Consider the following 13,070-nt stretch of genomic DNA (forward strand, 5'->3'; position numbering starts at 1 on the left):
CTGTCAGTGATAGCTCGATTTGTTTAACTGCCATTCAGTAGGGATGAGGGAAATTCTTACTGAATGAAGTCTTCTTTATTTACAATACGAGGAAATTTGGTAAAAGGTTTCGATAGTTTAGTGAAATTTTAAAATTAACTAAAATCTATTGATACAGAAGTTTGCCAGACAGAAGCTAGCAAAACAATACCTTCAGTGATCTGATTAAGTGTTAACCCACCATAGCCTATAATGACCATTGCATCTTGAGAAACCTGTTGATAAGAGGCAGAGCATGGATAGACAGCAATACCTACTTGCATGGCTAGCTGTATGGCATTTTGCTCAGTAAGCCATGATGGTAATTTGACAACAATATGAAGCCCTGATTTTTCACCAATTACCTTAAATTCCTCTGAAAAATGTGCATGTATAGCTTCAAGTAAAACCTGTTGCTTTTTACGATAAATTGTACGCATTTTAGCTAAATGCTTATCGAATAATCCCTGTGCAATAAACTCGGCTAAAGCAAGCTGGTCAATTTTTGACACAACTGATTTTTGATTTTGATGAAAAAGCATATAATCATCCACTAATGAATGAGGTAAAATCATATAACTTATACGCAGTGATGGAATAAGTGTTTTAGAAAACGTGCCAAAATAAATAACACGCTGAAGCTGATCCATTTTCGCTAAAGAGGGGATAGGAAGTCCCTTAAAGCGAAATTCCGAATCATAATCATCCTCAATAATAAAGGCCCCATTAGATGTAGCCCATTGCAAAATAGCAGCGCGGCGCTCAATAGGCATAACCATTCCAAGTGGGAACTGATGTGCAGGTGTTGTGTATATCAAATGTAAAGATTCGTTGGGGATTGTAATACCTGATTTATCAACAGGAATAGCATGGGCGAACAATCCACATTGCTGTACTGTTGAACATACCCGTTTAAAGCCAGGGTCTTCAATGCCTACATGTGCGTTCAAGCCAAAGAAATGGCATAATGCCTGAAGCTGATTTTGTGTACCACTATAAACAAACACCTGCGATGCCTCACATTGTACGCCTCTTGAACGTGCCACATAACGTGCAATCTCTTCACGCAATGTCCATTCACCTTGCCAGGGACTAATTATTAAATTTTCCATATTCAAGTGTTTTTTCAACAACTTATACCAGCTAGTAAAAGGGAAAGCACCTTTATCCACATGTCCGTTGTGAAAGTCATAGTTAATCGTATGTGAGGTAGCTGTTGATGCTGAGAAGGAGTGTTCCTGTAAATGCTGGTCCCATTCAAATTCAAAGGGAGCAATAAAATAGCCTAAGCGCTCCTTACTATAAATATATCCTTCAGCTAGTAATTGCTCATAGGCCTCCTGTGCCGTATGTATACTAACATTCAATGTTTTAGCAAGAGCTCGCTTGGAAGGAAGTTTATCCTGCGCACAAAGCTTTTTGTTGATGATAGCTATTTTGATTTCTTCATAGATTTGAATATATTTTGCTGTATCTTTAGTAAATGAAATGGAAAGCTCCATCATGCACCTCGTCTGGTATGGTGTATTTTTTGATATTTGGTTCTATCTATCATATCAAAATTGCCGTTTAATAGTTAAAAAAGGAGTGAAGCCACATGAATTTTATTGTATTAGAAAATGAAGTAGTCTTACTAAGACCACTGGAAAAAGGGGATGTACAGGGTATTTTAGAGGCTGCTAGTTTTCCGGAAATATGGCTACACATGTCTACAGTTATTGAAAATATAGAGGATGTGAATGGCTTTGTGGATAGTGCCTTAGCGACTAAAAATGAGAAAACAGAATTTCCATTTGTCATTGTAGATAAGGTATCTGGACAGATTATCGGTTCAACTAGATTTATGGATATAGATGATAAACATAAACGGCTCGAAATAGGTACGACATGGCTGATTCCAGCTTATTGGAGGACTGCTATTAATACAAGCTGTAAATATTTGTTATTGCAATATTGTTTTGAAATCTTAAGATTGCAACGTGTGCAAATTAAAACAGACCATGAAAATTACCGTTCTCAAAAGGCAATTGAGCGCATTGGAGCAATAAAAGAGGGGGTTTTACGTAATCATATGATTCGTAAAGATGGTACGATTCGTCATACAGTTATGTACAGTATAACAAAGGAGGATTGGCCAGAGGTTAAAATGAAATTACAGCAATTATTAGATTAATCTCCTATTAATTAGGTAAAATATAGTATTTAATTACGCTATATATCTATCTTTATCTAAAAAAGTGTTGAAAATAAAATGGAAGGGTAGAATACCTAAAACTTGAAAGAGGGTAATCTACTTGAAACCAAAATTGACACTAAGGCAAATTTACGGTAATCATGCTGTGTATACACCAAGAACGCCGTACAGTGATAATCCCTGGATGATGGATGATCCACATAAACTAGACGCCTTAACATCTAGGGAAGTGGCAATAGCAGATATACCTGTGTTAGTACATCGTGCCACGCAAACAGTAAAAGCACAAGAGCTTCATGAATTAGCAGGGATACCATGGGTGGAACAGCCTTATAGTTATGATACGCAAGAGGAATATATTGCACAGATTCAAGCTTGGTGTGAAGAGGGGAAAACTATTGTCTGCCAATATATTCATGATACAGAGCATATGAATCGGGATTGCTATTGGATGGACGCGGAGAAATTTAATGAGCTAAATACAAAAGCATATATTGATCATTTAATTGATAGCAAATTTGTTCCTAGTCGCTTAAATGTGGAAACATATAGACTTTCAGATGCTATTAAAAATTGGCAGCCACCTGTCGTTTTGAAGCCGGGTGATGATTCCCCTACATCAGGAGGATATGGGGTCATTATTTGCCAGAATAAAAATGAGCTCACAGATGGGTTGCGACAGTTTCGTATGACTGATACAGAGAGCGTTATTATTGAGGAGCTATTACAGACAAAGGATAACTATAGCTGTCAGTTTGTTTATTCTGATGAACTAGGTATTCAGTTTTTAGGAGCTTCTCAGCAAATAACAGATGATAATGGTATCTATGAAGGAAATATTATCATTGATAAAGTACCGAAAAAGGTTATTGAGGCGGGACGACATATTATGGAAAGAGGAGTAGCGGAAGGCTTTGTAGGAGTGGCAGGATTTGATTTAATTGTTACCGAGGCTGGAGACGTTCAGGCAATAGATTTAAATTTCCGGCAGAACGGCTCAACCTCTATGCTAATGTTTCATGATGCACTAGGTAAGCCCATAAATAAATTTACCTCCTATGTAGCACAAAATCCACGACAAAATGAACCCTTTTATCAAACGATAAAAAAATTCATAGCACAAGGAGTCCTTTTCCCATTATCCTTCTATGATGGTGACTATTTTTCTGAGCCTGTTGAATCGAGATTTGTGGGAATCTGGTATGCTGATACTTTAGAGAAAATTGAAATATATGAACAAGGATTATTATATTAGAAAAAGAATGGTCATTAGTCGACCATTCTTTTTTTATAGATAAATGCTGTGATAATCCAAGCGAAAATTGACCAAACAATGATTGTAACAATCGGGATAATCACATCTGTTGTTGAATAGCTTCCCTCTAAAGCCTCTGCTAATAGTACCAACTGGGAGCTTGGTAACCACTCCATAAATTTCAAAGCTGGGTAAATTGTTGATAATGGTGAAGCATAAGAGCCTAATGGGAAAATTAGAATAACAGGTAGGATGATTATAGATCCTTCCATAATAGACTTCGCAAATAATCCACACAATGTTCCAAGTGCAATATAGAACACAGATGAAAGCATTAAAGCAATAGCTATGATGAATATGTTGGCAGGATTATAGCCCACAAGAAAAATAGTGATTCCCACTACTATCATTGTAACAATAAAGACAAACAAGCTTTTACCAATTAAAATATCTCCAAGTGAAGCAGGGGAAAGCATTAAATTACGAAGTGTATTTTTTTCTTTCTCCTCAGCAATTAAACAGCATTGTACATAGGCAGTCACCATAGAAAAGCCTATATTAATTGGTAGAAAATACTCGCTGATAGAAGAGATTCCAGTTTTGTTATAAAAAAATGCTAAAACAAATGGTACAAATATCATAAGAGATACTGCATAGTTCCGTGAAAACTCCTTATAATCCTTCATAAAAATAGCCTGAATACGTGTCATTGAAATGTTCATACTAAATCACTCCCTGTTATTTGCATAAAAATATCACCCAGTGTAGGTTCGTTTGTATAAATACGAGAAACTTCGTTAGATTGCATCCATTCATACAATTTTGATGCATCTTCTGAGCCATTTTGAATAACGGCAACCTCACCATTTTTTAATTCGACTGTGATGGATTCATCGCCAAATTTCTTTTTCAATTCTTTTGGTGAGCCCATTGCCCGAATTTTTCCTTTGTGTAAAAAGGCTACACGATCACAAAGTATTTCTGCTTCACTCATATCATGAGTTGTTAAAAAGATGGTAGTTCCCATTTCATTTAATTTACGTAAACCATTATAAATATGCTGTGTATTAACAGGGTCGAGTGCGGAAGTTGGTTCATCTAAAAATAATAAATCGGGTTTATGCATGATTGCTCGTGCAAGTGTTACTCGTTGAATCATGCCTTTAGAAAGCTGACTAACCTTCTTTTTACGCTCAGTATATAAGTTAACAAAATCCAAAGCCTCTTTTACAGCTGTTTTAGATAATTGGTATAAATCACTATATAGAAATAAGTTTTCCTCGATTGATAATCTAGTATACAAACCGCTATTATCTGTTAAAATGCCAAAGCGTTTACGATTTTGGCTTTTTTTCATTTCATTTGCTGGACGACCAAATAATAATACATCGCCATCTGTTTTGTCTGTTTGTGCAGTTAGTATTTTAATAGTAGTTGTTTTTCCAGAACCACTCGGTCCCAAGAAACCAAAGATTTCTCCTTTTTGAATCTTAAAGGAAACATCCTGTAAAGCTGTTTCCTTATGAAATATCTTTTTTAAATGTTGAACTTCAATCACTGTGTTCATGTGTTAACCTCCTGTGTGTTGTTGATGTCTACACTATAAATGACAATCAAGAACACAACAGTAAATTAAAGGTGAAAGGCGGAAAAATGATCTTTAATGGAGAGATATTTCATCTGACAGGAGTCGTTTATTTCCTGGGAAATCTCCTAAATTCCGAGTATTTCCTTTAAATCTGCTAGCTTATTTTTCGACAGTGGTACTATTGTTTTTTCAGTGCTGTTAAGGGAAAGACTGTAGCTATTACGAGTCCATGTGATGATTTCACGTACCTTTTGTAAATTGACAATATATGAGCGATGACTTCTAAAGAAGCCAAATGGTGTCAATTTTTGCTCAAGCTCATTTAAAGATAATGTACATGGATAAGCTTCACCTGCAACATATACAGAAACAGATCCTTCAACACTTTCAATGTAATCAATTTCTGGAGGATTAAATAAAATGATTTTGTCATTCCTTTTTGTTGGGATTTTATCAAGTCGAATTGGAGCATTTTCAATTGAAGGAATAATCATTTCTGATTCATCATCTTTTACATCTAATGCATGTAAGCCATTTGTATCTAATCTATATATTTCTGTACTCGAAATAATTAAATTTTCCATGTTATTTGATAGCAAAATAATTTTTTTCTTCTGTTTTTGAAGAGCATCCAATAATTGCTGAACATTTTGCTTTGAAAATTCATCAAGATTTTGAAATGGCTCTTCTAACACTTGTATTGGTGCTGGATGTAGATAGGTATGAATGAGCTTTAAGCGCTGCTTTTCACCATTTGAAAGCTTGTCAATTCTTCTATCTTTTTGCTCCACTAAAGCAAATAATCCTAATAAATCTTCCGTTTTTTCAGAATGAGCATTAAAAAGCTTTATGCAAAATCGGATGTATTCTCGAACTGTTAGTCGCTCATACAAGGCACTTTCACGAAAATGTGTAAAAGCTTCATGGTGTTTCACAAACCAATTCATTAAAGTATGTATTTTAGAAACATCCGTATAAATACCTATAATACTATCTGATTGCAAGGATAGCCTTAAACTTGGATAAATAACATTGCCCCCTTCAATATAAGGGTCAATAATTATTTCCTCATTTTGCTTCATTTTGTTGTCCCCCTTGATCTTGCTGGTTTTCTATAAATTTGATGATATCGAAATGTGCTTGCAAATAGCTTTCATAACAATAGTTCGGATTATAACAGTCCATAAAACCATGTAGACCAATAAATTGTTTTGTTTCAACTGTTGGTAATTGATTAAGCGTTTCCTTTATTTCATGAACATTAAAGCTACTCTCAGTACTAGGGAAAATAACAAATGTTGGACATGCTGGTATGACATCAAGGTATTGACGAATACGTGATCCATACACGCAAATTACCCTATGTAATGGGAGAGAGGATAGCCTCCAAGCTAATGTTGCACCCACACTATATCCTATTAACACGACCTCATCATATTTCTTCTTCGCTTCTAGCAATCTGTGAGTAAGTAGTTTAAGAGGCGCATCAAACCCAACATTATTGTTGAAATATAAATATGCCTCTTGTTCTTGTTTGTAGGTAAATGTTTTATTTTCTGGATATAAAGATATGCATTCAACCTTAGTGTTAGTATTTTCATATGCTGTAGCTTGCATTTTTATAAAATCATTAATGCCATATATTTCATGTAGAATAAATACTTTTCTCTTCATTTTGACCTCAATTTGACTTTTTATAATAGTGTACCAAAAAGAAAATATAGTGTATATTTTTAGAAAATTTTAGGATTGTATTTATTATTGTAGAAAAATTATTCAGGAGTAAAAATTCAACTTGCAAAATCTAAATAAATAAAAAATTTTTTGACTTTTTTTATTTTGGGTGGTAAAACTAGCTTTATCTTTTACAAGGAGGATGAGTGGAGTGAAATATCAATCAATCAATGTGAATGGTAGCGAGTTACATTTCGCTGATTACCCAGGAGAGAAAGGTACAATTATCGCGGTACATGGTCTCACAGGTAATCACATGCAAATGCATTATTACGCGGAGTTGCTAAAGGGTGAATATCGTTTTATATCTGTAGATTTAAAGGGGCGTGGCAAAAGTGCTTCAGCCGCGGTAAATACAGGAATCGAATTACATACACAGGATATTTTAGCTTTAATAAATGCATTGAACATTGAACAACCAATTCTAATGGGTTATTCAATGGGAGCATTTATCATGGCGAATGTTGCTAGTAAGCGTAACGATGTCAAAGGGGTAGTTTTACTTGATGGGGCAGCAACCTGCACGGATCATCAGCGTAAAATTGTTGAACCTTCACTTGGTCGTATTAGCAAGCAATATGAAAATGCCGATGCATATATTCAAGAAATTAAAGAAATCTATGGTCGACTTGGAGTTGAGTGGACTGATCATTTGGAAAATGTAGGTCGCTATGAGATTGCAGAAAAAGATGGACATTGGGAAAATAAATCTGATGAAGAGAAAATACGTCAAGATTTCCAAAGTTTTTATGCCTATAAACCAGAGGAAGTTTTCAAAAATATAGCGTGCCCAGTTCTTTTAATTCATTCTACAGGGGAAATTGGCGCTATGCCTGCGTTATTTTTAGCAGAATCCTATGCTGAAACATTGATAAATGCTAAAAATATTTGGAAATACACATCTAGCAGCAATCATTACACATTAGTCTTTGAAGAAAGAAAAGATGTAAATCCAGTAATTCAATGTTTTTTAGAGAATTTATAAAAAAACTATTGCAGATTTTTAAATTTTGTGTAAATAATTAAATAACTAAAATAAATGCCTATCGAGCAGCCATAGAAAAATAACCTTTTTCTATTTTCCCTGCTTGACTGTTGGCTACACTTTTTCTAAATGTACGGGTAAGTCCGTGCTTTAGGCGAAGTGTGGCCTTTTTTTATTCAACTTTAATGGAAAAGGGGAGTTACTAAATGACAACAGGCTTAGCGTATTTCAAAAAGGTTTATGGTGTTGTACCTGGCTGGGTACAAAAAATGCACGATTATAATCCTGCAATGCTTGATCATTATACTGCGCTTCGAGGTGCAGCGATGGCACCAGGGGCTCTTTCAGTGAAAGAGAAGGATATTCTGTTAGTTGGTATAAATGCCGCAAGATATTATGCGCGTAGCATGGTGTATCACACAAAGGGGGCAGTAGATGGTGGCGCTACATTAGATGAGCTAATTGAGTATTTACTTGTAGCCTTTAACTTTGGCGGAGAAAGAGCATTACAACTAGGCTTGCAATCCTTTGAATATGCCCTAGAGCTAACAAATACGGATGCAGATAAGCTTCCACATGAAGCATCAACCATTGATATTGTACGTTACTACAGTACATTCGCCTCAACAGAGAAAAGTGAAGCATATTTTGAAAAATTACTGTCTTATTTGACAGCAAATGATGAAAACGCTTTAAAGCAAGAACTTCTTAACGGTAATGTGGTATCAACACAAATGAAACACATCTTAATGACAGGGATATACACAACTATTTTAAAAAATAAAGAAACAGATGATTGGGCTAAAAAATCGAGGGATGTAGGTGTAGTGGAAGCTGAATTAGCAGAGCTAGGCTATATTTGCCTACTGACAGCGGGCATACCTTCTTGGTTTGAACTAAGTGATGCCCTTATTCAAAAATAACGGAGTGAGTACAATGAAAATTTATGATTCTGTAGAGCAAGCATTAACATGCGTGAAGAGTGGGCAAACAATTATGGTTGGTGGATTTGGTTTAGTGGGAGGTCCCCTAACTTTAATTGATGCTCTTGTGGAACTAGATGTAAACAATTTAACTATTATTAGCAATAATCTGGGGGAAAAAGGAAAGGGTCTTGGTAAATTATTAGAGCAAAAGAAGGTAAGAAAGGCTATTGGCTCTTATTTTACTGGGAATCGAGATGTCGGTGAGGCATTCCAACGAGGTGAAATTGAAATTGATTTACTCCCTCAGGGTACTTTAGCTGAATCAATCCGAGCTGGTGGTGCAGGGATTGGTGGTTACTATACCAAAACTTCCGTAGGAACTGACTTAGCAAAGGGCAAGGAAACAAAAATGATCGACGGTGAGGAGTATGTGTTTGAAAGAGCACTGAAGGCAGATGTAGCTATTATTCGTGCTCATAAGGCAGATAAGTTAGGAAACTTAATATACTACAAAACTGCACGAAACTTTAACCCTTTAATGGCGACGGCAGCTAGCACTGTAATTGTTGAAGTAGATGAATTAGTAGAGCCTGGTGAATTAAATAGCGATGAAATTATAACTCCGCATTTATTTATAGATCGCATTATTTTAGCGAAAAAGGTTTTAACGAGGGAGGGTGTAGTAGAAAATGATTAATCCAATTCAAGAGCAAATAGCACAAAGAGTGGCAAAGGAAGTGCAGGATGGACAAATTATCAATCTAGGGATTGGCATTCCTACATTAGTGGCTAAATACGTTGACAATAACAATGTCTTCTTCCATACAGAAAATGGAATGCTTGGCGTAGTTGGTGTGGATGAGAAGGATATTGATCCCAATATCGTAAATGCAGGAAAAATGCCAGTTGGGGAGGCAATTGGTTCTTCCTTTTTCGATAGTGCAGAATCATTTGGCATGATTCGTGGAGGCCATGTTGATGTCGCAATATTAGGAGTGCTTCAGGTAGATGAACAGGCACGAATCGCAAACTGGGCAGTTCCAGGGAAAAATATTATTGGTGTTGGTGGTGCAATGGATTTATTAATAGGAGCTAAAAAGGTCATTGTCACGATGTCTCATACTTCAAAGGATGGGAAAAGTAAAATTTTAAAGAATTGTACATTCCCAATCACATCCACAAGAAGCGTAGATACGATTATTACTGAGCTAGCTGTCTTTAAATATATTAAAGGGCAATTACATTTAGTTGAATTAATGCCAGGAGTTACATTAGAACAAGTACAGAAAAGTACAGAAGCAAGTTTTGTGAATGCTTTGATATAGGGGGAGGAAACATGAGAGAAGTTGTTATTATAGATGGCGTTCGTACAGCTATTGGTAAACTGGGTGGTTCATTAGTCAATGAAACAGCAGATCATCTTGCTGAAAAAGTAATTCGTGGTCTACTAGAACGAACAAAATTAGATTCAGCCATTATTGATGAGGTAATTTTGGGACAAGCCAAGCAAAGTGCTGATCAATCGAATGTGGCACGTGTGGCTTCATTAAGAGCAGATTTACCAATTACTGTATCAGGGTATACAGTACATCGTCAATGTGGATCTGGGTTACAGTCCATTAATAATGCTGCCCAACAGATTGCTCTTGGCTACAGCGACATCATTATTGCTGGAGGGACAGAATCAATGAGTACGGCGCCATATTATTTGCGTAATGCTCGCTATGGATATGGTGTAGGAAATGCTTCGATTTTAGATCCGAATACAGAAAGTCAGCCAGGGTCACAGCCCTTTGAGGTATATGGTATTACAACAATGGGTGAAACAGCAGAGAATTTAGCTGAGAAATATGCTATTACCCGTAAGGAACAAGATGCCTTTGCTCATCGAAGTCAGGAGCGAGCAGCTTATGCTCAGAAAGAAGGGTATTTTACAGAACAAATTGTTCCGTATGAAGTGAAAAAACGAAAATTAGTGGAGATTTTTAACGTTGACGAACATCCCTTTTTAACAAGTGAAGAGAAGTTAAATACACTAAAGCCTGTTTTCCGTAAAGAGGGGTCTGTGACTGCTGGAAATAGTAGTGGGCGTAATGACGGTGCATCTGCATTGCTATTAATGTCCAAAGAGAAAGCATTAGAGCTAGGATATCGACCAAAGGTAAAAATCCTTGCCCAGGCTGCTGCGGGTGTAGACCCAGCAATCATGGGAATTGGTCCAGTCCCATCAACAATCAAAGCTTTAAAGCAGGCGAACTTAACCATTCAGGATATTGATGTAATTGAATTAAATGAAGCATTTGCCGCCCAATCAATCGCAGTAATCACGGAACTTGGATTAGATATCAATCGTGTTAATCCCAATGGTGGTGCTATTGCAATGGGACACCCAATCGGTGCAACAGGTGCCATTCTAATGACAAAGCTTATTCATGAGCTAGAACGAACAGGTAAGCGATATGGGCTAGTCACTTTATGTATAGCTGGGGGACTTGGCATAACAACAGTCGTTGAAAATTGTCAGCTATAAATAAACACCGAGTATTTTGACTCGGTGCTAGATATTTAGTGATCCTTTTGAATTTTTTCTAGGTATCGTTTTTGTGCAGATTTTAGTGCCACTACAACAGAGCCGCTTGAAGGAGCATAATAGTGTTCATCTACACGAGCAATTAACTCGTCAATATTGGCTGTAAGATCAAAGCCAATCAACATACGTTTAAAGAAATCTTGGGCAAGTCCGGTGATAAATGTAAATTCTGCATCAATAATTTGATGAGTTTCTTTATCAATTTCTAACACAATGCCAGCATGTTTGTACATTTCATACATGGATGTGCCTTGGGGAGCTTTTGCATAAGCAGTCACTAAAATACTAGTTAGTTTTTGCAAGGAAATGACCTCCAAAATGGATAGATTGTGATTATAGTTTATCATCTTTTATCGTTTAAGAGCCACTTCCCAAAAATTACTTAGTCATACACAACAAGGGGGAGAATAGTATGGAAAAGTTAACGAATTTTTTCACAAACATCATGAAGAAATATTTGCCAGATCCTTTTGTATTTGCAATTGGGTTAACATTGGTAACATTTGTTTTAGCATTAGTTATTGAAGATATTAGCTTTGTAGATTTAACGACTGCCTGGGGTGGCGGATTTTGGGATTTACTAGCATTCACAACACAAATGGCCGTTATTCTAGCAATGGGTTATGTGCTAGCTACAGCCCCCATCACTGATAAATTTTTAAATAAAATTGCCAGTATGGTTCATACACCTAAGACTGCAATTATAGTAGCAACACTCGTAGGTGGTATCGGTAGTTATTTAAACTGGGGTTTTGGTTTAGTCATTGGTGGGATTATTGCGAAAAAATTAGCATTACAAGTTAAGGGAGTTCACTATCCATTAATTATTGCTGCAGCATACTCTGGCTTTACTTTTTATGGATTAGGTTTATCAGCCTCTATTCCAATACTCATTTCAACACCAGGTCATTTTTTAGAGGATTCAATGGGCCTAGTTACACTTTCTGAGACAATTTTCAGTGTACCGATTATTTTAACTACAATTGTTCTTTTAATTACATTACCTTTATTTAATGCGATGCTACACCCTAAAGATCCAAGTAATGTGATTGAAATTGATCCTGCATTGTATGCGGATCAGCCTAAGGCAAAGTTAAATCTATTAGAAGAGAATACGCTAGCTAATAAATTAAATAATAGCCGTATTTTAGCATATGCAATAGGTATTCTTGGACTCATTTACATTGTTATTTATTTTACAAATGGCAGTTCGCTAAATTTAAATATATTAAACTTCATTATTTTATTCGTAGGAATTATTTTACTAGGGACACCTGCACAATATGCGGAGCATTTAGCAGATGGTATTAAAACGATTTCAGGGATTGTACTTCAATTCCCATTCTACGCAGGTATCATGGCTATTATGGCTGCTTCTGGTTTGGTAGATACGATTGCCAAGGTATTTGTGGATTTATCAAATGAACAAACATTACCGTTTTGGGGCTTAATTAGTTCCTTCTTTATAAATTTCTTTGCACCATCTGCGGGCGGGCACTGGGCGGTTCAAGGACCATTCATGATTGATGCAGCAAAAGAATTAGGAACATCATTAGCAGAGACCTCCATGTCTGTCATGCTAGGGAATGCATGGAACGATCTAGTACAGCCATTCTGGATATTACCAGCACTAGCACTTTCTCGTTTAAAGCTAAAAGATATTATGGGCTTCCTTGTAATGATTATGTTCTTTGTTGGACTCATCTATATTATTGCAACTTTAGCTTGGTCATACTTATTCTAGTAGACAGAGAGCCTTTATCTTCATTCAGCAAATGTT

General features: G+C 36.2%; 14 protein-coding genes. 8 read left to right on the forward strand and 6 right to left on the reverse strand.

The window, feature by feature from the left end:
- Positions 1 to 134: 134 nt before the first annotated feature.
- Positions 135 to 1,520, reverse strand: coding sequence for a PLP-dependent aminotransferase family protein (locus ACQKIM_RS10755; RefSeq protein ID WP_427543215.1), 1,386 nt, complete (start codon positions 1,518 to 1,520; stop codon positions 135 to 137).
- Between the two features lie 95 nt (positions 1,521 to 1,615).
- Here ACQKIM_RS10755 and ACQKIM_RS10760 point away from each other — a divergent pair, with 95 nt between their 5' ends.
- Both ACQKIM_RS10760 and ldmS read left to right on the forward strand, forming a co-directional pair.
- Entirely contained in the window at positions 1,616 to 2,191 is a 576-nt protein-coding gene (locus ACQKIM_RS10760) for a GNAT family N-acetyltransferase (RefSeq protein WP_427543218.1), read from the forward strand.
- A 121-nt stretch (positions 2,192 to 2,312) separates the two neighbouring features.
- Positions 2,313 to 3,467 carry an L-aspartate--L-methionine ligase LdmS gene (ldmS, locus tag ACQKIM_RS10765; protein WP_427543221.1) on the forward strand — a complete coding sequence of 385 codons (1,155 nt, stop codon included), beginning with the start codon at positions 2,313 to 2,315 and terminating at the stop codon, positions 3,465 to 3,467.
- Positions 3,468 to 3,481: 14 nt separating this feature from the next.
- On the opposite strand, the gene ACQKIM_RS10770 is transcribed toward ldmS, so the two are convergent.
- From ACQKIM_RS10770 to ACQKIM_RS10785, 4 genes are all read right to left on the reverse strand, one after another.
- Positions 3,482 to 4,189 (reverse strand): ABC transporter permease, encoded by a 708-nt coding sequence (locus ACQKIM_RS10770; protein ID WP_427543224.1) that lies wholly within the window; start codon positions 4,187 to 4,189, stop codon positions 3,482 to 3,484.
- Positions 4,186 to 5,034 carry an ATP-binding cassette domain-containing protein gene (locus tag ACQKIM_RS10775; RefSeq protein WP_427543227.1) on the reverse strand — a complete coding sequence of 283 codons (849 nt, stop codon included), beginning with the start codon at positions 5,032 to 5,034 and terminating at the stop codon, positions 4,186 to 4,188. The genes ACQKIM_RS10770 and ACQKIM_RS10775 overlap by 4 nt, the downstream gene beginning before the upstream one ends.
- A 146-nt stretch (positions 5,035 to 5,180) precedes the next feature.
- Positions 5,181 to 6,137: a LytTR family transcriptional regulator DNA-binding domain-containing protein gene (locus ACQKIM_RS10780; RefSeq protein ID WP_427543230.1), complete on the reverse strand. Its 957-nt coding sequence runs from the start codon at positions 6,135 to 6,137 to the stop codon at positions 5,181 to 5,183.
- Positions 6,124 to 6,729: a dienelactone hydrolase family protein gene (locus ACQKIM_RS10785; protein WP_427543233.1), complete on the reverse strand. Its 606-nt coding sequence runs from the start codon at positions 6,727 to 6,729 to the stop codon at positions 6,124 to 6,126. The genes ACQKIM_RS10780 and ACQKIM_RS10785 overlap by 14 nt, the downstream gene beginning before the upstream one ends.
- A 202-nt stretch (positions 6,730 to 6,931) precedes the next feature.
- Between ACQKIM_RS10785 and ACQKIM_RS10790 the strand changes: the two genes are divergently transcribed.
- The 5 genes from ACQKIM_RS10790 (at position 6,932) to ACQKIM_RS10810 (ending at position 11,230) form a co-directional block, all read left to right on the forward strand.
- Positions 6,932 to 7,774 (forward strand): alpha/beta fold hydrolase, encoded by an 843-nt coding sequence (locus ACQKIM_RS10790; protein ID WP_427543235.1) that lies wholly within the window; start codon positions 6,932 to 6,934, stop codon positions 7,772 to 7,774.
- A gap of 206 nt (positions 7,775 to 7,980) precedes the next feature.
- A complete protein-coding gene (locus ACQKIM_RS10795) occupies positions 7,981 to 8,697 on the forward strand; it encodes a carboxymuconolactone decarboxylase family protein (protein ID WP_427543238.1) in 717 nt (238 codons plus the stop codon).
- Positions 8,698 to 8,710: 13 nt separating this feature from the next.
- Positions 8,711 to 9,397 (forward strand): CoA transferase subunit A, encoded by a 687-nt coding sequence (locus ACQKIM_RS10800; RefSeq protein ID WP_427543241.1) that lies wholly within the window; start codon positions 8,711 to 8,713, stop codon positions 9,395 to 9,397.
- Positions 9,390 to 10,025 carry a 3-oxoacid CoA-transferase subunit B gene (locus ACQKIM_RS10805; RefSeq protein ID WP_427543244.1) on the forward strand — a complete coding sequence of 212 codons (636 nt, stop codon included), beginning with the start codon at positions 9,390 to 9,392 and terminating at the stop codon, positions 10,023 to 10,025. Before ACQKIM_RS10800 ends, ACQKIM_RS10805 begins: the two co-directional genes overlap by 8 nt.
- An 11-nt stretch (positions 10,026 to 10,036) precedes the next feature.
- Positions 10,037 to 11,230: a thiolase family protein gene (locus ACQKIM_RS10810; RefSeq protein ID WP_427543247.1), complete on the forward strand. Its 1,194-nt coding sequence runs from the start codon at positions 10,037 to 10,039 to the stop codon at positions 11,228 to 11,230.
- A 35-nt stretch (positions 11,231 to 11,265) separates the two neighbouring features.
- Here the strand turns inward: ACQKIM_RS10810 and ACQKIM_RS10815 are convergent, their stop codons facing one another.
- Positions 11,266 to 11,592, reverse strand: a complete 327-nt coding sequence (locus tag ACQKIM_RS10815; protein ID WP_427543250.1) for a DUF3870 domain-containing protein — start codon at positions 11,590 to 11,592, stop codon at positions 11,266 to 11,268.
- A 110-nt stretch (positions 11,593 to 11,702) separates the two neighbouring features.
- Here ACQKIM_RS10815 and ACQKIM_RS10820 point away from each other — a divergent pair, with 110 nt between their 5' ends.
- The gene (locus ACQKIM_RS10820; protein ID WP_427543253.1) at positions 11,703 to 13,034 is read left to right on the forward strand and encodes a short-chain fatty acid transporter; all 1,332 of its coding nucleotides are present in this window, start codon (positions 11,703 to 11,705) and stop codon (positions 13,032 to 13,034) included.
- Positions 13,035 to 13,070: the final 36 nt, after the last annotated feature.

The organism is Lysinibacillus sp. NPDC047702 (assembly GCF_050272555.1).
GTDB lineage: Bacteria > Bacillota > Bacilli > Bacillales_A > Planococcaceae > Lysinibacillus.